Annotated in this window: 17 protein-coding genes; 10 read left to right on the forward strand and 7 right to left on the reverse strand. The window is 65.8% G+C overall.

All coding sequences use genetic code 11. From position 1 onward, the window contains the following. Positions 1 to 5 precede the first annotated feature (5 nt). Together KV397_RS14260 and KV397_RS14265 are read left to right on the forward strand one after the other, a co-directional pair. Complete coding sequence (locus tag KV397_RS14260; protein ID WP_248569787.1) at positions 6 to 1349, forward strand: O-antigen ligase family protein; 1344 nt, start codon at positions 6 to 8, stop codon at positions 1347 to 1349. Between the two features lie 19 nt (positions 1350 to 1368). Continuing rightward, on the forward strand, positions 1369 to 2850 hold the full coding sequence (locus tag KV397_RS14265; RefSeq protein WP_261811544.1) for a lipopolysaccharide biosynthesis protein: 1482 nt from the start codon (positions 1369 to 1371) through the stop codon (positions 2848 to 2850). 18 nt (positions 2851 to 2868) lie between these two features. On the opposite strand, the gene KV397_RS14270 is transcribed toward KV397_RS14265, so the two are convergent. Genes KV397_RS14270 through KV397_RS14280 form a run of 3 tightly spaced genes read right to left on the reverse strand, consistent with a single transcriptional unit; the run spans position 2869 to position 4872 of the window. After that, positions 2869 to 3435 (reverse strand): glycosyltransferase, encoded by a 567-nt coding sequence (locus KV397_RS14270; protein ID WP_153243520.1) that lies wholly within the window; start codon positions 3433 to 3435, stop codon positions 2869 to 2871. Next, positions 3432 to 3881 (reverse strand): PssD/Cps14F family polysaccharide biosynthesis glycosyltransferase, encoded by a 450-nt coding sequence (pssD, locus tag KV397_RS14275; RefSeq protein WP_153243519.1) that lies wholly within the window; start codon positions 3879 to 3881, stop codon positions 3432 to 3434. The genes KV397_RS14270 and pssD overlap by 4 nt, the downstream gene beginning before the upstream one ends. A 4-nt stretch (positions 3882 to 3885) precedes the next feature. Then, positions 3886 to 4872: a glycosyltransferase gene (locus KV397_RS14280; RefSeq protein WP_315972129.1), complete on the reverse strand. Its 987-nt coding sequence runs from the start codon at positions 4870 to 4872 to the stop codon at positions 3886 to 3888. 114 nt (positions 4873 to 4986) lie between these two features. Here KV397_RS14280 and KV397_RS14285 point away from each other — a divergent pair, with 114 nt between their 5' ends. The 3 genes from KV397_RS14285 to KV397_RS14295 all read left to right on the forward strand — a co-directional run bounded on the left by KV397_RS14285 (position 4987) and on the right by KV397_RS14295 (position 8721). After that, on the forward strand, positions 4987 to 6114 hold the full coding sequence (locus KV397_RS14285) for a Gfo/Idh/MocA family protein (RefSeq protein WP_261811546.1): 1128 nt from the start codon (positions 4987 to 4989) through the stop codon (positions 6112 to 6114). Then, positions 6111 to 7010, forward strand: coding sequence for a hypothetical protein (locus KV397_RS14290; protein WP_227991965.1), 900 nt, complete (start codon positions 6111 to 6113; stop codon positions 7008 to 7010). The genes KV397_RS14285 and KV397_RS14290 overlap by 4 nt, the downstream gene beginning before the upstream one ends. 187 nt (positions 7011 to 7197) lie before the next feature. Next, on the forward strand, positions 7198 to 8721 hold the full coding sequence (locus KV397_RS14295) for a glycoside hydrolase family 16 protein (RefSeq protein ID WP_153243517.1): 1524 nt from the start codon (positions 7198 to 7200) through the stop codon (positions 8719 to 8721). Here KV397_RS14295 and KV397_RS14300 read toward each other — a convergent pair. Together KV397_RS14300 and KV397_RS14305 are read right to left on the reverse strand one after the other, a co-directional pair. Then, the gene (locus tag KV397_RS14300) at positions 8718 to 9713 is read right to left on the reverse strand and encodes a Wzz/FepE/Etk N-terminal domain-containing protein (protein WP_248539640.1); all 996 of its coding nucleotides are present in this window, start codon (positions 9711 to 9713) and stop codon (positions 8718 to 8720) included. The two genes, KV397_RS14295 and KV397_RS14300, sit on opposite strands and share 4 nt — an antisense overlap. 54 nt (positions 9714 to 9767) lie before the next feature. Continuing rightward, the gene (locus KV397_RS14305; protein WP_153243515.1) at positions 9768 to 11093 is read right to left on the reverse strand and encodes a phenylacetate--CoA ligase family protein; all 1326 of its coding nucleotides are present in this window, start codon (positions 11091 to 11093) and stop codon (positions 9768 to 9770) included. Positions 11094 to 11440: 347 nt separating this feature from the next. On the opposite strand from KV397_RS14305, the gene KV397_RS14310 reads away from it, so the two are divergent. Continuing rightward, complete coding sequence (locus tag KV397_RS14310; protein WP_261811547.1) at positions 11441 to 12799, forward strand: glycoside hydrolase family 16 protein; 1359 nt, start codon at positions 11441 to 11443, stop codon at positions 12797 to 12799. 113 nt (positions 12800 to 12912) lie between these two features. On the opposite strand, the gene KV397_RS14315 is transcribed toward KV397_RS14310, so the two are convergent. Continuing rightward, positions 12913 to 14133 (reverse strand): glycosyltransferase, encoded by a 1221-nt coding sequence (locus KV397_RS14315; protein WP_131492978.1) that lies wholly within the window; start codon positions 14131 to 14133, stop codon positions 12913 to 12915. A 119-nt stretch (positions 14134 to 14252) separates the two neighbouring features. Here KV397_RS14315 and KV397_RS14320 point away from each other — a divergent pair, with 119 nt between their 5' ends. Beyond that, positions 14253 to 14708, forward strand: a complete 456-nt coding sequence (locus KV397_RS14320; protein ID WP_131492979.1) for an adenylyltransferase/cytidyltransferase family protein — start codon at positions 14253 to 14255, stop codon at positions 14706 to 14708. A 14-nt stretch (positions 14709 to 14722) separates the two neighbouring features. On the opposite strand, the gene KV397_RS14325 is transcribed toward KV397_RS14320, so the two are convergent. Further along, positions 14723 to 15115: an SIP domain-containing protein gene (locus tag KV397_RS14325; protein WP_131492980.1), complete on the reverse strand. Its 393-nt coding sequence runs from the start codon at positions 15113 to 15115 to the stop codon at positions 14723 to 14725. 82 nt (positions 15116 to 15197) lie between these two features. Between KV397_RS14325 and KV397_RS14330 the strand changes: the two genes are divergently transcribed. From KV397_RS14330 to KV397_RS14340, 3 genes are read left to right on the forward strand one after another with little or no spacing between them, the layout of a single operon-like run. Then, the gene (locus KV397_RS14330; protein WP_261811548.1) at positions 15198 to 15461 is read left to right on the forward strand and encodes a glutaredoxin family protein; all 264 of its coding nucleotides are present in this window, start codon (positions 15198 to 15200) and stop codon (positions 15459 to 15461) included. A gap of 31 nt (positions 15462 to 15492) precedes the next feature. Then, the gene (locus tag KV397_RS14335) at positions 15493 to 16887 is read left to right on the forward strand and encodes an MFS transporter (RefSeq protein ID WP_261811549.1); all 1395 of its coding nucleotides are present in this window, start codon (positions 15493 to 15495) and stop codon (positions 16885 to 16887) included. A 28-nt stretch (positions 16888 to 16915) separates the two neighbouring features. Beyond that, positions 16916 to 18712, forward strand: a complete 1797-nt coding sequence (locus KV397_RS14340) for an aldehyde dehydrogenase family protein (protein ID WP_261811550.1) — start codon at positions 16916 to 16918, stop codon at positions 18710 to 18712. Positions 18713 to 18763: the final 51 nt, after the last annotated feature.

Below are 18763 nucleotides of genomic sequence, written 5' to 3' on the forward strand. Positions count from 1 at the left end.
CTCGCATGGCTTCACTCATCGCCTCCCCGAGTCGATCGCTCATCGCGGCGACCGGCCAAGACGCGAGCCTCGAAGTCGAGCCGAGGGTCCTGCCCGCCTGGCCCGTCCTCACGGTCCTCTGGGGCTACCCGCTGTTCTGGTTGGTGGGGATGCTCCCCTTCGCCTCCGTCATCATGGCGATCCCGATGCTCGCACTGCTGATCATGCGAAGGCGCATCCTGATCGTGCCGGGAATCCTCCCCTGGATCGGCTTCGTGCTGTGGATGATCCCGTCCGCCCTGATGATCGACCAACTCGGACGAGGCGTCGGACTCGGGGTGCGGTTCAGTCAGTTCCTCGCGCTGGCCATCATCATGGTCTACATCGTCAACGCTCGGACGTCGCTGTCTCCGAAGCGGATCTTCAACGGGCTCACCTTCATCTGGATGTTCGTGATCGTCGGCGGCTACCTGGGGATGTTCTTCCCCGAAGTGCAGCTCACGATGACGATCGGACGATTGCTGCCCGACGCGATCTCGAGCAACGACTACGTGTCGGAGCTGGTGTTCCCCACGCTGGCCGAGATCCAGACGCCGTGGGGTGCCGAAGAACCGTTCGTCCGTCCTTCCGCACCGTTCTCCTACACCAACGGCTGGGGCGCTGCCATGGCGGTGCTCACGCCGATCGCCATCGGGACGGCGATCGGACACCGCACCGCCCGCGCGATGTGGGTGCTCGTCATCGCGTTGGTCGCTGCGATCCCCCCTGCGATCGCCACCACGAACCGTGGGCTCTTCCTCGGTATCGCCGGCGCCGTCGCCTACGTGCTCTTCTGCCTCCTGATCCGGGGGCGCCTGCTCGCGTTCTTCTGGGTGACCATGCTGGGCCTCGCCGGTGCCGTCATCCTCTTCCTCTCCGGCTTCCTCGACGGCATCGTCGCACGGCAGGAGACGGTCGACACGACCGAAGGTCGCGGCAATCTCTATGCGGAGACGTGGGAAAGGACTCTCCAATCCCCTGTGATCGGGTGGGGTGCGCCAAGGCCCAGCACGTGGAGCGAGATCTACGTGGGCACTCAGGGGGCGATCTGGAACGCCATGTTCTGCTTCGGCCTCGTGGGCCTCTTCCTGTTCCTCGGCATGATCGTCCTGGGTGCGGTTCGTACGTTCGACGCCCCCAATCTCTCCGCCGTCTGGATCCATGCGAGCGTCGTCGTCACCGTCTTCTTGTCGATCTTCTATGGACTCGACCGTCAGCTCGTCTTCGTCGGGATCGCGCTCGCGGTGCTTCTGCGAGAGAAGTACTTGGGCAACTCGTCGTACTGGACGCCTCAGCCGACTCCGTTCGCTAGAGCCAAGAATGAGGAGTGAGGGTCTCGCGCGGAGCGGAGTGATCAGTCTCTTCGGTTCCGCCTTCGCGGCGCTCGCCGCGCTTCTCCTCACGGCAATCGTAGGAAACACGCTCGGCGCCAGCGGTACCGGCCTGTTCTTCCAGGCGATGGGTATCTTCACGATCCTCACCCAGGTTCTGAGGCTCGGCACGAACAGCGGCATCGTCCGGTTCATCTCGGAGCAGCGAGCCTTCGACCGTGTCGGCTCCGAATGGCGGATCGTCCTCTTCGCCGCCGTTCCCGTCGCGATCGTTTCCGGCCTCGTCTCCCTGGCGGTGTGGTTCTTCGCCGACGCGCTCGGCGCCTGGCTTGCTGCGCCGACGGAGGCCGATACGCTCGCCGATCTCCTTCGTGCGATGGTTCCGTACATCGTCATGGGTGCACTCATCGGTGTCCTTCAGATCGCCGCACGTATGCTCCGCGGCGTCACCGCCTTCACCCTGCTGCAGAGTGTCCTCCTCCCGGCGAGCCGCCTGCTCACAGTGCTTCTCGCCGTCTCCCTCGCCGGAGTGGCGGCATGGGGCGCGTTCGAGGCGTGGCTGTGGCCCTTGCCGGTCTGGCTCGTCATCACCGTGATCGTCGTGGCGACGCCGTTGATCCGTGATTTCCGCCGGCGAGCGGAGAGTCCGCCGACGGGGCGGCCGTCACTCGCCTCCTTCTGGCGCTTCAACGCGCCGCGCTCGGTGAGTTCGGGGCTCGAGACGGCCCTGGAGTGGTCGGATGTGCTGATCATCGCGGCGGTGGCTTCTCCGGCCGCAGCCGGCGTCTACGCCGTCATCACTCGGGCGGTGCGAGCGGGCGGCGTCGTGGACAAGGCAATGCGTGTTGCCGTGTCTCCCACGATCTCGGCGCTGCTCGCTCGCGAGAACTACAGTGAGTCGACGCGACTGCACACCTCGGTCGTGCGCGCGATGATCCTGATGAACTGGCCGTTCTACATGCTCCTCATCGCCATGGGACCCGCCGTGCTCGACATCTTCGGTGACGAGTTCCGCTCGGGCTGGGGACCGATGATCCTGCTATCACTCGCGATGATGTTCCAGACTGCGTGCGGGATGCTGCAGAGCATCCTGCTCCAAGGCGGGAAGAGCACATGGCAGATGTACAACAAGAGCATCGCCCTGGCATTGAGCATCACAGGAAACCTGGCGCTCGTCCCCCTGATGGGCATCTGGGGTGCGGCAGTGACGTGGGTGTTGGTGGTCGTCGCGGACAACATGATCGCCGCCGTACAGGTGCACCGTGGAATGCATGTCGACCTTCAGCCGAGGAAACTCGTCGGAGCCATGATCCCGCCCGTCGTCATCTTCGGCGGCGGCGGCCTGCTCTTCACCTGGTGGGGCGGCTCGAGTCTTCTCATCCTGCTACTTGCCGGCGTCGTGCTCTGCCTGATCTATGGCGTGGTTCTCTGGCTTCTTCGACGCCTCCTGCACATCGAGTCGCTCTGGCGCCGAATACCATTCGTCGGCCGCTGGGCGTGATGCTCGAGACGGACTCGATCAGCCGCGAAGCTTCGCCGAGAGGATGGCGGCACCGCTGCGCAAGGATCGCGGGATGAACGCGTACCAGGGCGCTCGTCGGATCGGGCGCTCGAGCAACGTGCGCACCGCATCGGCGCCGGGGGTCGCGATGGTCCCTGACGCAGGGATCTCGCCAGACAGAGACTGGTCGAGGAGGGTCGCGAGCTCGGACGCCGTGAGCGCCCGACGGATGATGCCGAGGTCAGCCATCTCGGCGCTGAAGACAAGCTGATGGTCATCGACCACCTCGCCTCCTCCGGGCACGCGGGGCACGACGATCGGAACGATACCGAGTGCCCGCATGTCCATCACGCCGCCTGCACCCCCTTGGAGCACGACGGCGTCCGCGTGGCGGCATAGGTCCAACAGCTCCGAGTACGGAAGGATCTCGACATTCTCCGCACCCGCGACGGGCACTGACGGCCCGTGCTGCATGACGACGCGCGCATCTGGGTTCTTTCGAAGCCACTCCTCCACCCAGGCAGACAAACGGTCGAACGGCAGATGGTAGGTGCCTGCGGAGACGACGATCAGCGCGGCGCTCACAGCACGACCCCCACGTTTCGGGAGCCAGGGTAGAACTGGCGCATCTGCTCCCACTGCACGAGGAACTCATCGGCGAACGGGTATACGAGCCGACCGCTCAATCCCGGCGACGTGATTCGGTCCACGGGTTCGAGATACACCGTCCTGGCGCCGAAGAGCCGAGCCTGCGTGAAGAACGGAAGCGCGATCGCGGCGCCTGTGGAGAAGACGATGTCGGGGCGTTCTGCCGCCAGGACCCGACGCGCCAGCGCGAAGTTCTTCAACAGGTTCGGCAGATTGCGGACCGTCGGGTAGTGGATCTCGTACACCTTCTCCTCGGCGAGCCGTGAGCGCGCGTCCTCGACGGGGAACGTCGCCCACGACCTCTCGTGCTCTCCCCACCACTCGCGCAGCGCGAGAGCCTGAGTGAGATGCCCACCCGACGAACAGGCGATGAGGACCTTCATGCGATCAGATCCCTCGTCCGAGCTTTTGGACGATCTTCGTGATCGTTTGAGGTGTGACGAGCTTCCAGGAGATCGCGACCGCGAGCATCGCCTTCACCTGCTTGGGGTTGTGGCGGAGCGCCTTGCGCGCCCACGCCCTGGCACCGCGTGCGTCTCCGCTCGCAGCGAGCGCAAACGCGACCTGCGCCTCTATCCGGCCGAGCGCGGCGGGGATCGAGGCGAAGTCCGGATGCTTGCGCAACAGGTATTGCAACGCCTCCGCGTATGAGGCCCACTGCCCGAAGTAGTACGACTGCCCCTTCCACAGAACGCGCACGAGCGGTTCGTTGACCACGCTCACGAGGCCGAGCGAGGACGCGCGCAGGAGGATGTCGTAGTCTTCCCCGTAGCTGCGCGGGAGGTCCTCGTCGATAAGACCGAGCTCACCCAAGAGCAGTTCTCGGCGGAACATCAGACTCGAGGAATGCAGACCCGGGTTGCGATTGCGCAGGAAAGCCTCATGCGAGAGCTCTTCATCGGGAACGAGACGCACGTGAGTGCTCTCCCCGTCGTCGATGATCATGGCCGTCCCGACGACGATCGCCTCCGGTTTCTCCTCGAAGCGGCGGAGTTGGGCGTCGAGCTTTCCTGACAACCACTCGTCGTCATCATCGAGGAAAGCCACGAGGCGACCCTCGGCCGCGTCGATGCCCGAGTTTCGAGCACCAGCCAGGCCTCGGCTGCGTGAGTTGGCGATTCCCCGGACGATCCAGCCTTCCGGGATCTCGAGTTCCGGAACCTCGATGGGGCAGGCGTCGAAGACGATGATGACTTCCCCGCCTACCGAGGTCTTCTGCGCCAGCACGCTCTCGACGGCGAGCTTCATCAGCTCGGGTCTATTGTGTGTCGGCACGACGACAGAAACTTCACGCAGCATGCGCACTCCCCTTATGTGACGCATCCGACTCACGTCGGACGTGGTCGGAATCCCCAGATGTTCGGCAGGCCCCATCCCGCCGAGAAGTCCCCACTGACATCAGCGCGGCCTTCGGGTTAGTATATCGAATGGAGCGCCCGTGGGAAGGGGCTCCATTCGAGGGGAAAATCTGGGGAAGGGGATTTTGTCGTGCCAGAAGAAGCTGTCACACGACGCGTTCGCGTCGGAGTCGTGGGAGTCGGCAAGATGGGCTTGTCTCATCTCGCGATCGTTCGCGCACTGAAGAACGTCGAGCTCGTGGGGGTCGTTGACGCAACGGACTACCTCCTCGACATCTTGAACAAATACACGGGAGCGGCAACGTACTCGTCGCTCGACAAGATGCTCGACGAGGCGAAGCCGGAAGCGATCTTGATCGCGACACCGACCGGTTCGCACGCGGCCCTGGTCCGCAGCGCCCTCGAGCAGGGTGTGCATGTCTTCTGCGAGAAGCCGCTGACCCTCACCGCTGTCGAGTCGGCGGAACTCACCGCTCTCGCCGCCACGAAGGGGCTCGTCGCTCAGGTCGGCTATCACAACCGCTTCATTGCGACGTTCCAGGAGGTCAAGCGCCTTCTCGATCTGAATGCGATCGGCAACGTCACTCATGTGCTCGCGGAGGCGTACGGCCCCGTGGTGCTCAAGCCCAAGGGCTCGACCTGGCGGAGCAAGCGCACGACAGGCGGCGGGTGTCTGTACGACTACGCCGCCCATCCTCTCGATCTCGTGCACTGGTACCTGGGGACGCCGCAAGGAGTGCGCGGATCCGTACTGAACAGCATCTTCTCTGCAGACACCGATGATGAGGTCTACTCAACGCTCGACTACGCGGACGGACTCAGCGTGCAGCTCTCGGTCAACTGGTCCGATGAGTCGTATCGGAAGATGTCCACGTCTATGACGGTCACCGGCTCGCAGGGACGCATCGTCGCCGACCGGCAAGAGATCCGCGTGTACCTGCGCGACGGTGCGGCTATCCCGGAGGGCTATCGGGCCGGGTGGAACATCCTGTACACGACCGACCTGACCGAGCAGGTCTCTTTCTATCTCCGCGGTGAGGAGTACAGCGCTCAGCTCGAGGCCTTCGTCGCGGCGGTCGCTGCAGGAGAAAAGGAAGCCCGACAGAACAGCTTCGCCAGTGCCTCCGAGACCGATCGAGTGATCGAGTGGATCCTGCAGGATGCCGCGACAGGAACCGCGACCGGGGCGGCACCGATCGCGATCACCACAGCACCTGCGCAGAAACGCGGGTTGTTCGGACGGGGGAAGAGAGCATGAGCGAGATCACGACCACGGGCATGGATCGTCTCCTGCTCGGCGACAACCAGTTCTTCGGCATCAATCACATGTCCGAAGAAAAGGCGCGCGCGCAGGCGATCCGATTCCAGGACACCCAGGCGATCATCGATGTCATCGACATCGCGTACGACAACGGCATCCGGACGCTCATGTGCACCACGCACGAGCGCATCGCAGAGGTCTGCGACCACGTGCGCGCGAATCCCGAGCGCTACGCCGACTATCGGTTCTACCCGTGCATGCCTTACGCGCACAAGTACGCCAACGCCGTCACCGATCACGGGATGTTGGGCGCGCTGAAGCAGTTCCTCCCCGAAGAAGGACTACTGAACGCGGCTCTGCGAGGAGGCAAGTCTTTCGTCAAGAAAGACATCGAAGGCATCATCACTCTGCTCGTGGACGCCGAGATGAAGATGTTCCAGGGGCTCAACACCCCTGTGATCTTCCTCCAGAACGTCGTCGTCGACCTCATGCTCGGACTCGGGTTCGACGAGGCCTTCGTCATCTTCGACCGGCACGTCCGCGAACGTTACGGCGCCGAGCCGGCCTACATCACCATGAATCTACCGATGCTGCTCGACACACTCGATCGTGTCGGTATCGAGAACCCGATCGTGTGCGCGAACATCAACGAGATCGGGTTCCGCATGTCCGGGGGCATCGAGGCGTACGAGGCTGCCCTGCGCGAGCGGCCCTTCCGCCCGGTCGCCATGTCGGTGTTCGCTTCGGGAGCGATCCCGCCGCGCCGCGCCCTCGAGTGGATCCATGATCACGCGAACGTCGAGGCGATCGTTTTCGGGGCATCGTCGCGGGCGTCGATCACGAGCACGACCGAAATTGTCAGGGACCTTTGGGGAAAGGAACCCGTACACTAGGCCGAAACACGTCAACAGGATGCATCGAGGGGGAAAGCTCGTCCCGCATCCACAACCCGGATAAGGCTCCGGCGAACCGCGTTGCCCGTGCAACTCGACTTCGCACCCCCTCGATATGAAGCTGACACATCACATACGACACTCATCCTTTCGATTCCTGTTCGCTTCCCTCGCTGCCCTGGCAGTGGTGGGCGCCTCGCTCGTGGTCGGGAGACCGGCCGTCGCGGCTGAGTCCTCGAGCACCATCACGTCGGTGATCCCCCGTGGGTCGACCGACTGGTCCTACTACCGGGGAGCAGAGGCTCCCGCCGCGGGCTGGCAGACTTCCACGAAGTCCTGGGCGACGGGGACGGCACCGTTCGGCATCGGCTCGAGCACCGGGGCGGTGAACACGCTGCTTCCCCGCGTTGCAGGTCGCCAGCCTCTCGCCACCTACTTCACGAAGAGCTTCACGCTCACTTCTGACCTCCCTGAATGGTCGTGGGTGAACACCTGGGCAGATGACGGGATCGTGATCTGGATCAACGGCGTGGAAATCGGCCGCAAGAACGCGCCCTCGGGAAAGATCACGGCCGGGAGCTACGCGACCGCGGCGCCGACTTCCACGGCTGCGAGAAAGAACACCGTCTCGTTCTCGGTTCCTGCGGGCATCCTCACGGCGGGGGAGAACACGATGGCTGTGCAAGTGCTGTCGAACTGGCGTCAGACTCGCAATCTCAGTTTCGACGCGCATCTCGTCCGCGAGGACCGCACGCAGAAGCCTGCTCCACCCGTAACGCCTCCGGCGAATCCGACCCCTGCTCCGCCTGTGACGCCTCCCACGAAGCCGACGGTTCCTCCCACGGCTCCGACGGTTCCTCCCGTGGGTGACACGAGCGTCCCCGGCTGGGGCACGCCGTCATGGAGCGACGAGTTCACCTACAGGGACGACTCAGGAAGACCCTCCGTCGATCCCGCCAAGTGGAACGTACGCGGCCAGGACGATCTCGGTCTTCTCTTCGACGCGGCCGTGGTCGACCGCAAGCAGGTTTCGGTCGATGACGCCGGCGTTCTGCACATTCGCGCCGACTGGCTCGACACTCCAGCGATCCGCCCGTCCACCCAGACGGGCCCGCGGGAACTCTGGCACAAGACCGGCTATCTCGACCAACGACGACTCAGCTCCGACGATGTGAGTATGTCGCAGCAGTACGGCCGATGGGAGATCCGAGCCAAGACGCCCAGCGGCCCGAACACGTTCGGGTCACTCGCCGCGTTCTGGCTCCGCAACAACCAGTCCGGTGAGATCGACATCATGGAGGCCTGGGGGTATGACGACGCAGCGGTACGCGACCAGCGCATCGACACGGCAACGACGACGGTCCACACTCACACGTCGACCCCGTCGCTGAACCAACGCTACATCTGGCATCACGCAGACTACGGCGCCGCGACGCCGGTGTGGAAGGACTTCCACACCTACGCGTTCGAGTTCACGCCGACGTACGCCGCAGTGATCGTGGACGGTGTGGAAATCCTGCGAGCGACCCCATCGACGCATCCGAACCTCTGGAACCCGAACTACTTCGGTTCACCGCTCCACATGCGTCTCAACCTGCATGTCGGTCCGTCTTCGACTTACTGGGGTCTTCCGAATCCGAACAATAAGGCCGCTACCCAGAATCTCGATTTCCAGGTCGACTACGTCCGGGTATGGAGATACGAAGGCTAGCGACGCCGCTTCTTGGTGTGGCCGCGTTGCGGCGCTACCATCGGCTGCGCCACGGCAGCATGGGAGTCGTCGGGCTCGATGAGTGAATCATCGTCATCGAGCTCGACCTCCTCGCCCTCGACATAGAAAGTGTCCTCGTCGTCGATCACGTCGTCGTCGATCGCGTCGTCGTCGGTCTCCTCTTCCAGAAGGCTGCGCTTGTAGGAGGATCCGGGGCCGTTTCGCACTCGCGACACGATCAGCGCGGCGATCGCACCGACGAGGATCCCCAGGAAGAGTCCTGCGGCGACGAACACGAGTACCGACGGGCGATTGGATTGCTGCGGAGGATCTGCGGGAGTCACCAGCATTCCGGAGTAGAACGGCGTCGCCGTGATCCGAGCCTGCTGGTCCAGCAGCGCCTGCAGCTGCAGTTGCGTGGCCGCACGCTCGCTACTCCCGACGGGCTGGGAGTCGAGCACCGTTTGGAGCTGTGTGATCGAAGTCCCGAGCTCAGCCGTGGTCTTCTCCACGACGGCCCGGGCGTTGTCGGTCCGTTGCTCACCGTACGCGGCCGCCAGCGCGTTCGCTCGCTCGGCCGCGAGCTTCGGAGTATTGGCCGTCACCTGGAACATGAGAACCTGCGAGTTGCGGGGCACCTCGACCACGGTGTTCGCACGCAGAGCCTCGATCGACGTGTCGTCGAGATTCTCCACGGCACGCTCCAGCACCGCGGTCGACGTCGCGACGACCTTCTCGGTCTCCATGTTGACGGTGTTGAAGCTCGATCCCGTCGAGAGTACGCTGATCGGCTCGACGGTGTGCTGCGCCTCCGCGGTGTACTTCTGCGGATAGATCGCGAAGATACCGAGGCCGACGAGCGCGAACGCGACGATCGTCCCCACGAGTACGAGCCACGACTGCATGACCCCTCGGTACAGGTCTTCGAGTGTCCAGTGTGTCGCCAAGGTGCGCTCCCCCATCCGCGCGTTCGACACGGTCGTCGGACGCAAACCCCCGTCATCCTACAAGTTGCTGCTGGCTGCCCGCCGTGAGAGGTCGCGTGGTCAGTGCGGATCCGGAGCTTCCGAGACGACCAGGCGCGCCTTTCCCGCTTGGCTCTCGATGCGCGACACCTCGATCGTCGTCACGTCGACGTTCTCCCCGACAAGTGCGGTGAGCGCGCGGGCGGCTCGGGCGGCTGCATCCGTGGCCTCCCCCTTCCGCGTAGCGACATAGCGAATGACGATCGAGTAGTCCGAGGCCTGCACGATCTGCATCTGCCGAATCGCTTCGGGATCCCCGAGGAAGAGCCCGCTGAGACCGCCCGTGATGCGGCGGCCCGAAGGCGTACGAATCACGTCGGCGAGTCGCCCCTGCACGGGGGCGATGCGAGGGAACACCCGCCCGCAGCCGCACGCGCCGTTCAGAAGCCGGGAGCGATCACCCATTTCGTATCGCACGAGGGGATACACCTCGTTACTGAAGTCGGTGACGACGACCGACCCTTCTACGTCTGGCTCGACGCGGCGGCCGGCATCGTCGACGATTTCGACCATGCGCTGGTCTCCCGCGACATGCAGTCCCTCATGCTGCGGACATTCGGCAGCGATCCATGGGATCTCGGCAGAGCGGTAGGTGTCATACACCGGCGCACAGAACACCGATTCGAGGAGTGCGCGTTGTCCGGGTTGCAGCATCGCCGCCGTGACGGACACCGCTGTCGTCGGCAGAGTGCGCCCTGACTTCGCCAGGTGGGTGGCAACCGCGGTCGCACCTTCTACATAAGCCACAAGGAGACGGGGTCGAACACGGGACCATCGGTTCGTGAAGTCCTCGATCGCTTCATCCGTGATCGCCCGGGCATCGAGGTGAATGTGCCTGCTCGGCCACCACTGGACCGCGTACTTCAGCGCTTCCCGCCCCTGCCTCAGCCGCCGATAGATGAAAGCCATGTCGTCGCCCGGATGCACGTCCCACCACCGATAGATCCGCCACCACATGGGGGCTGTCGGTGCTGCGGCATCGTTCCGCACCCGCAGCGGCGCTCCCGTGCTGCCACCGGTCTGCGACACCAGCGCGCGCTTCGATGGGATCGCGGTCGAGAGCACGCTGTCCCCCGCTTCCCGGAGCGCGGCCTTCGTCACGATCGGAAGCCTCTCGAAGTTTCGCGGTTCGGCGACGTCTTCCCGCGAGAACCCCGCGCCGGAATACAGGTCCAGGTAGAAGGGAGATGAGTCGTACGCGTGGAGAGCCATCCGCGCCGCCGCGGTCGTGGAGAGCGCCTCAAACTCTCGGACGCTGAGTCGTTCATTTTCGACCATCGTCTCGAACGCTCGGCGATCACCCCGCATGAGCAGACGCGTCTTGGCGTCGAAGATCTCTCTTTTCACCGCTCCCCACAAGCTCCGGCTCGCGCCGATCCTCTCCATGCTAGGCGTTGTTCCCCGACACGTAGTGAACGGCTGAGCGAGGCGAGGACCGTCACTCCGACACCGGGCTCGTGTCAGGCTGACGGCTCCCCCCGGGCCTCCCCCTGTCGCACGCCCGTGCTTCGAGGTTCGCATCGAAGGCTCGATTGTGGATAACTTCGACGGGCTGCAGGCGAACACCGCTAGAGTCTCTCGATCACCGACCTACAGGGGCGCTCGGCGAATAGCCGCGAGGTCCGATCTGCGACCGTCGCAGGGCACTGAGTGCGCCACCATCGACCAAGGAGACAGCCAGCATGCCCGGACATATGAAGCGCATCACGCGAATCGCAATGGCGGGAAGCGTTCTTTCGATACTGGCTCTAGGTTCTCTGCTCGTACCCGCGGCGAGCGCAACCGACACCCTCATCAGTGATGTCGAGGTGAACGTCGCCTCAGGTGAGTCGCGCATGCTGAGCCTCACCGAAGATGCGCCGCAGAACTCCGTCACCAGCGTGACCTTCACTCCTTCAACGCTGCCCGACGCCGGGCCGGGGCACATCATCGGGGTGCAGAGCCGAGCCACGCAGTCCGGCAGCTACATGCTGTGGTCGAGAGTGGCGCCCACCGGTGAGGTCTTCGTCGGTATCGACCGTCTCGCCGCGCACAAGTACGGCGTGCTGGCTCCGGTCGAAGTCGTGCTGGCCGAATCCAAGCTCGCAGACGTCGCCGGGCTCGGCGAGAGCATCCAGCTGTCATTGACGACCGCAGATGCTGGGGCGGAAGTCCACCTGAGCGCCGAGGCCGGCGTGGGCGAGGGCAAGACACAGGACTTCACAGCGGCCGACACGGGTGATGACAGACTGACTGCCGGCGGCGGCGCGGACATCGCGTTCTTCGGAGCCAGATCGTCCCCCGGCCTCACGGTGAAGGTGAACGACGCGAACGTCGCGGAGGCACCCGCGGCCCCGACCTGGGAGGACGACTTCGAGGGCGCTCTGGATACCTCTTCGTGGGAGGCCCGCCGATTCATGGACGCAAACACTCTCGACGGGGCGAACTTCCCTGAGAACGTGAGCGTCGTGGACGGCAACCTCCGGTTGCGTATGCAGAAGCTGGCCGCGCCACAGCAGTTCAACGGCAAGACCATCACCTACAGCGGAGGTTACGTCTGGTCGCGCGGCAAGCACCACATCGGGTACGGCAAGACCGAGATCCGGGCGAAGATGCTGACGCCGGGATCATCCACGGGGCTCTGGTCAGCGATCTGGTTCCGCGATGTGAATCTCGGTGGTGAAATCGACCTCTTCGAAGCTATCGGCACGCCGAACCTGCAGCCGGGCTACTACCCGAACGACGGCACCGGTATCCAGCAGACCATCTACAAACAGACGGGCGTGAAGACAAAGGGGGAATACACCCAGCGCAACTTCACTCTGACGACGCCGAGCGATCAGTGGCATACCTACACGCTGGAGCAGACTCCTCAGTTCATCGCACTTTCCGTGGATGGGGTCGAAACGTTCCGCACGTCTGACCCGAAGATCCTCGCCGGATTCAGCGGTCAGCTCGACATCCGTTTCTCCCAGTTCATCGGAGAGAGCTGGGGCGCCCGCACCGGCCCCACCACGGGCGCCATCAACGATGTCCTCATCGACTATGTGAAGCACTGGGCATACGCGGAATAGGGCAGCGGCTTGAACCGGATCCATCAGCTCGTTGCCCGCTACGACGACACGCGACCGTGTACCGCACCGGAGGCGCTCACGGCTCCGAGGTCGGACCTCGGGGTCTCCGCGCCCTAGAGCTCGCCGGGCTTCATCGCTTCAGCGTCGATGGCCCGAATCACACGCAGCGCGGCGGTATCCGGCTTCGGCTCGGATGCCGCCGCCTCGTCGTTCCGGCGCCGCTTCGGGGCGTAGACGACGAGCGAGTGGAAGAGGAACCGTGCGAAGAAGGCCACGATGAGAGAGAGGGCCGTCGCGAGCACGCTCGAGATGTGCCAGGACTCGACCATCAAGGCCATCACGGGGATCCGCAGTGCCGCCTCGACGTTGTTGAAGGCGAAGGAACTGGCGAAGCGGACCCCGAGGCCACGGGCGTCGGTGCGCATGTCGGCGAAGACGAAGCGCTCCTGCAGCAGGAAGTTCCCGATGATCGTGACCTCGGCGCCCATGATGGCCGCCCAGATGTAAGGGACGCCGGCGGCGGTCAGCCCCCACATGATCCCGAGGTTCGCGGCAGCGCCGATCGCGCCGATCAGTGCGAACAAGGACATCTTCCCGAATCGCAGACGTGCGAGGTGCGCGATGAAGGTCGCTCCCTGGCGCAGACTCGCCTTCGACGTCCCGTGCCGGCGCTCGGCGAACTCCATCGGCACCTCGGCGATGCGAAGGTCGTTGCGGGCCAGGATCTCGAGGAGGATCTTGAAACCCTGAGGCTGGAGATTCGCGACGTCGAGGCGCTTCCGGTCCACCAGGAAGAAGCCCGTCATCGGGTCGGTGCTGCGAGCGAGCCGGATCGGGAACATCGCCCGGGTCAGCCAGGTCGCCGCGCGCGAGACGCCGAACCGCACGGCCGTCCCGAGGCCGCGGGTGTCCCCTCCGCCGACGTAGCGGGACGCGGCGACGAGATCGGCATCCCCCGCGTCGTATCGGTCGAGCAGGGCGGGCAGGAGCTCCGGCGGATGCTGGAGATCGCCATCCATGACGATGCAGACGTCGAAGGACGCGGCTTCGATCCCGACGACCACGGCCCCGCCCAGACCGCCGTGGTTCTCGGCGCGATGGATAACGCGCACCGGGACCGGGGCATCGGCCGCGACGCGCGCCACTTCGGCAGCGGTGTCGTCGGTGCTGTCGTCGACGAAGAGGATCTCGGCATCCCCCTCGGGGAGCGCAGCGGCGATGCGGGCGACGAGTTCCGCGACGTTGTCGCGTTCGTTGAACGTCGGCACGATGACCGTGACCGGTGTCCCCACGTCAGCCCCCTCTTCCGCACGCGCAATGCCTGCGGCCTCCATCGTTCCATGTGTTCCTGTGGGGAAAGAAACCCGAACCTGCTAGACTCTCGACTTGCGGCTGTGGGAGTCGCTGAGCGGGTGGGGATCCGCTTACTGGGGACTACTGATCTGGGGAGATCATGGGGACGCGTATCGGCTATGCCGTTGGTGCTTTCGACCTTTTTCACGTCGGGCATCTGAATCTACTTCGTCACGCCAAGCAGCACTGCGACATCCTGATCGCGGGTGTCGTCAGCGACGAGATGCTGCGCCAGGTGAAGGGCATCGAGCCCGTCATCCCGACGTCCGAGCGCGCGGAGATCGTGAAGCACATCTCCTTCGTCGACGACGTCTATGTGGAGACCACACCATCGAAGATGGACTCCTGGCGCGACGTGCACTTCACGCACTTCTTCAAGGGCGACGACTGGCGCGGAACCGACAAGGGCCTGCGCCTCGAGCGCGAATTCGCCGAGGTCGGCGTCGAGGTCGTGTACTTCCCGTACACGGCGCACACCTCGAGCTCATCGCTGCGCCGAGCGCTCGACGCGATCACGGCCGGCGCGAACGCCCCGGCCGTCGCCGCGACCCGCTGACCATCGGGCGTCGCTCAGTTCGCGACGCCGAGAAGGCTGCGCGCCATCCGCGCCACGTGTGGAGGAGTGTGCGGGCCCAGCCAGACGGTCCACGGGGACCACGGTTCGCCGCATGCCCATTCCACACACCAGGCGTGGACGGCGTTCGCGAGTCGCTCACCGCGAGCGTGCGCACGGATGCCGTCGCCACGCACGAGCCACCGCACCGAGACGCCGTCGGGAACATCGATGTGGCGGAACTGGATGCGCGCCGCGACCTCGAGGAGGATGACCCCCTGGGCGTCCCAGGGCAGCCGCGCCGCGATGCCCGCGATGGTACCGGCATCGGCCGCATCGCCGGCGATGAGCACGGCCCCCTCGATGCTGTCCCAGTCAGGGTCATCCAGGTGTTCACACGCGTTGCTCATGCCACCAGCTTAGATAAGGGTAGCCTTACCTATCAAGAGGCTTCTCAGCGCCACCCCATCCACGCAGCCGTAGGCTGGAGGCATGACTTCTCCTGCCTCCGACACCATCACGATGTTCGGCGCCGACTGGTGCCGCGACTGCATCCGCACCAAGAAGCAGCTCGATGCGCTCGGCGTCGAGTACACCTATGTCGACCTCGTCGCGGAGCCCGCTGCCGCGGACATCGCGAAGGAGATCTCGGGGCGCACGAACATCCCGGTCGTCGTGTACCCCGACGCCTCGCACCACGTCGAGCCGTCGAACGCCGATGTCGAGTCGAAGCTGCGCGAGCTCGCACTGATCTGAACGGTCGCCGTGGCGCCGCTACACTGGCGCGATGAGCACTGAGGCTCGGTCCGAACGAGCATCCGTCCGCCTCTCCCCGCGTACGATCGTGCTGTACGCGATCGGGTCGCTGGGGACCGGCGGTTACGCCACCCTGCCCGGGCTGGTGCTGACGTACTTCCTGACCGACAACCTCGGCGTGGCCGCGCTGGCCGCAGGACTCATCGTCACCGCGGCGAAGATCTGGGACGTCCTGATCGATCCCCTGATCGGCGCGGCCTCCGATCGACAGCTCGCACGCACGGGGTCCCGCCGCGGATTCATGGTCACGGGCGCCCTCGCGCTCCCGCTGTTCTTCGCCCTCACCTTCGCCGTCCCCCCTTCCTGGGGACCGGTGACGGGAGCCGTCAGCGTCCTGCTGGCGTTCCTCGCGACCGCGACGGCCTTCAGCCTGTTCCAGGTGCCCTACGTCGCGCTCCCCGCAGAGCTGACCGGCAACTACGACGAGCGCACCCGCCTGCTGGGTTGGCGCGTCGTCGTGCTCACCGCGGCGATCCTGCTCTTCGGCGCCGGCGGTCCGGCGCTGCGCAACGCTGGCTCCGATCCCGTCCTGGGATACCTCCTGATGGGGATCGCCTCCGGCCTGGCGATCGGCATCGGCATGCTGATCGCCGCCCGCACGGCGGACATCGCGGCGCGGCGCAACGCGCACACCTCCGGCGCACCGATCGTGTCCTCGACGTGGCGCGACCAGTACATGTCCGGCTTCCGGGCACTCGGACGCAGTCAACCGTTCCGCGCCCTGCTGGGGACCTTCGTCCTGCAGGCGCTCGCGACGGGGACGATGCTCGCCGGCGCCCAGTACGTCGCGACCTGGGTCCTGCGATCCGAAGACGCGGTGACGCTCGTGTTCGTCGCCCTCGTCGGACCCGCGCTGCTCACGACGCCGGCGTGGACCGCGCTCGCCCGGCGCACCGGGAAGGAACGCGCATTCGCCATCGCCAGCGGCCTGTTCACCGCCGCAGCGGCAACCCTCGTCATCGCGGTCTGGACGCCCGGCGCGTGGATCTACGCATCCGTCGCCGTCGCCGGCATCGCCTACGCGGGGCTCCAGTCCCTGCCGATGGCGATGCTGCCCGATGTCATCTCGCACGACGAGCGCACCAGCGGGCCGGGACAGGCGGGCACGTTCACCGGCATCTGGACCGCGGGCGAGACCGTGGGCTTCGCCCTCGGTGCGACCGCGGTGTCACTGACCCTCGCCACCACCGGCTACATCTCCACCGTCGCCGGCGCCACCGTCGAGCAACCGGCGGCCGCGATCACGGGCATCGTCCTGAGCTTCAGCATCCTCCCCGCCGCGCTGATGGCGGCGAGCCTGCTGACCCTCCGCCGCTATCGCCTGCGCAGGGAAGACATCGACGCCGTGGCGAGCCTCGACGCCTAAGCTGGGATCCCGTCCGAAGGAGACATCGATGACTTCTGCGAGCACCTCCACCGCCGCCACGCCCGCTCCGAAGCGCGCGCCGAAGACCGAGGCTCCCGGGATGAGCGCGGGCGAGCGTGAACGGCTCGACACCGCCGTCGACGACCTGCACGCCGGCGCACGCACGTGGTCGGCCCTCACGATCGCTCAACGCGTGACCCTGCTGCGCGCGGTGCGCACGAGCGTCGCCGCCACCGCCGAGGACTGGGCGAACACGGCCTCCGCCTCCAAGGGCCTCGACGGGGCGCATCCACTGCGGGGCGAAGAGTGGCTCAGCGGCCCCTACAGCGTGATCGGCGCGCTCGACGCCTACATCGCGACCCTCTCCCGCCTGGCGGAAGGCACCAACCCGCTCGACGGCATCACGATCGACCGCGCCCCGGGTGGGCGTACCCGGGTGCACGCCTTCCCCCTGACCGGGATCGACAGGTTCCTGCTGTCAGGCTTCACGGGCGAGGTCTGGCTGGAGCCCGGGATCACCCCGAACGCCGCGCGCGCATCCGCCGGTCTCGCGCAGCGCACACCTACCGCGTCGGGCGGCGTCGGACTCGTGCTCGGTGCCGGCAACATCACCTCGATCCCTGTCCTCGACGTGTTCTACGAACTGCTCGCCCACAACCGCACGGCGCTGCTGAAGGTGAACCCCACTCAGGACGCCCTCGTGCCGGTGTACAAGCGTGCGCTCGCGCCCCTCATCGAGCCGGGATTCCTGCGCATCGTGCGAGGCGGCCCGGCGGTCGGCGCATTCCTCACCGACCACCCCGGACTCGCGCACGTGCACATCACCGGGTCCGCCGCGACGTTCGACACCATTGTGTGGGGGCCGTCGAAGGGCGAGGGGGCCGCGGCCACGAAGCGCCGTCGCCGCGAGAACCGCCCGCGCTTGAAGAAGCCGATCACGGCCGAGCTCGGCGGCGTCTCACCGATCATCGTGGTGCCCGGCGCGTGGACGGAGGCCGACCTCACCTACCACGCCGAGCACATCGCGACCATGCGGCTGCAGAACTGCGGACACAACTGCATCGCGGGCCAAGTGGTGATCATGTCGTCGGAGTGGGATCAAGCCGATGCGTTCCGAGCCGCGCTGCGCCGTGCATACGCCAACGCCCCCGAACGTCCGACCTGGTACCCGGGCTCCGCCTCGCAGATGGAGCTCGCATCCGACGCCTACCCCGACGCCCTCGTGCTGGGCGATCGGCTGCTCGTCGAGATCGACGCCGACGACGACGCGACCGCGCTGGAGACCACCGAGTACTTCGCCCCGGTGCTGGGAGTCGTGACCGTGCCGGGAACCGGCCAGGACTTCCTGGATGCCGCTGTCGCCCATGCGAACGACAGGCTGGAGGGCACCCTCGGCGCGAACCTGCTGATCGACCCTGCAACGGAGAAGTCGCTCGGTGCCGGATTCGAACGGGCCATCGCCGCGCTCCACTACGGCTCCATCGCCATCAACAGCTGGACGGCATTCGCGTTCATCACCCCGACACTGACCTGGGGCGCGTTCCCGGGCGGCACGATCGACGAGGTCGGCAGCGGCCTGGGGGTCGTGCACAACGCGCTCCTGCTCGACGGGGTCGAGCGCTCCGTGCTCCGTGGACCGTTCCGCCCCCTCCCGCGCTCACTACCGATCGCGAACGGCGGTGGACGGTTCACGATCCTGCCGAAGCCACCGTGGTTCGTCTCCGCGCGCACCGGTGCGGCCGTCAGCGAAGGACTGACCCGCTACCGGGTCGACGGCAGTCTCGTGGGGCTCGTGAAGACCTTGACGAAGGCTCTCCGAGCCTGACGGTCAGCGCGCACCGAGCCTGACGGTCAGCGCGAAACGAAGGAGAAATCA

The organism is Microbacterium aurugineum, from assembly GCF_023101205.1.
GTDB lineage: Bacteria > Actinomycetota > Actinomycetes > Actinomycetales > Microbacteriaceae > Microbacterium > Microbacterium aurugineum.

Coding starts and splice junctions, on each gene's coding strand:
- KV397_RS14335 (WP_261811549.1), top strand. CDS start 15,493: ATGAGCACTGAGGCTCGGTCCGAACGAGCATCCGTCCGCCTCTCCCCG.
- KV397_RS14290 (WP_227991965.1), top strand. CDS start 6,111: ATGAGCGAGATCACGACCACGGGCATGGATCGTCTCCTGCTCGGCGAC.
- KV397_RS14320 (WP_131492979.1), top strand. CDS start 14,253: ATGGGGACGCGTATCGGCTATGCCGTTGGTGCTTTCGACCTTTTTCAC.
- KV397_RS14330 (WP_261811548.1), top strand. CDS start 15,198: ATGACTTCTCCTGCCTCCGACACCATCACGATGTTCGGCGCCGACTGG.
- KV397_RS14340 (WP_261811550.1), top strand. CDS start 16,916: ATGACTTCTGCGAGCACCTCCACCGCCGCCACGCCCGCTCCGAAGCGC.
- pssD (WP_153243519.1), bottom strand. CDS start 3,881: ATGAAGGTCCTCATCGCCTGTTCGTCGGGTGGGCATCTCACTCAGGCT.
- KV397_RS14280 (WP_315972129.1), bottom strand. CDS start 4,872: ATGGGGCCTGCCGAACATCTGGGGATTCCGACCACGTCCGACGTGAGT.
- KV397_RS14310 (WP_261811547.1), top strand. CDS start 11,441: ATGAAGCGCATCACGCGAATCGCAATGGCGGGAAGCGTTCTTTCGATA.
- KV397_RS14315 (WP_131492978.1), bottom strand. CDS start 14,133: ATGGAGGCCGCAGGCATTGCGCGTGCGGAAGAGGGGGCTGACGTGGGG.
- KV397_RS14325 (WP_131492980.1), bottom strand. CDS start 15,115: ATGAGCAACGCGTGTGAACACCTGGATGACCCTGACTGGGACAGCATC.
- KV397_RS14260 (WP_248569787.1), top strand. CDS start 6: ATGGCTTCACTCATCGCCTCCCCGAGTCGATCGCTCATCGCGGCGACC.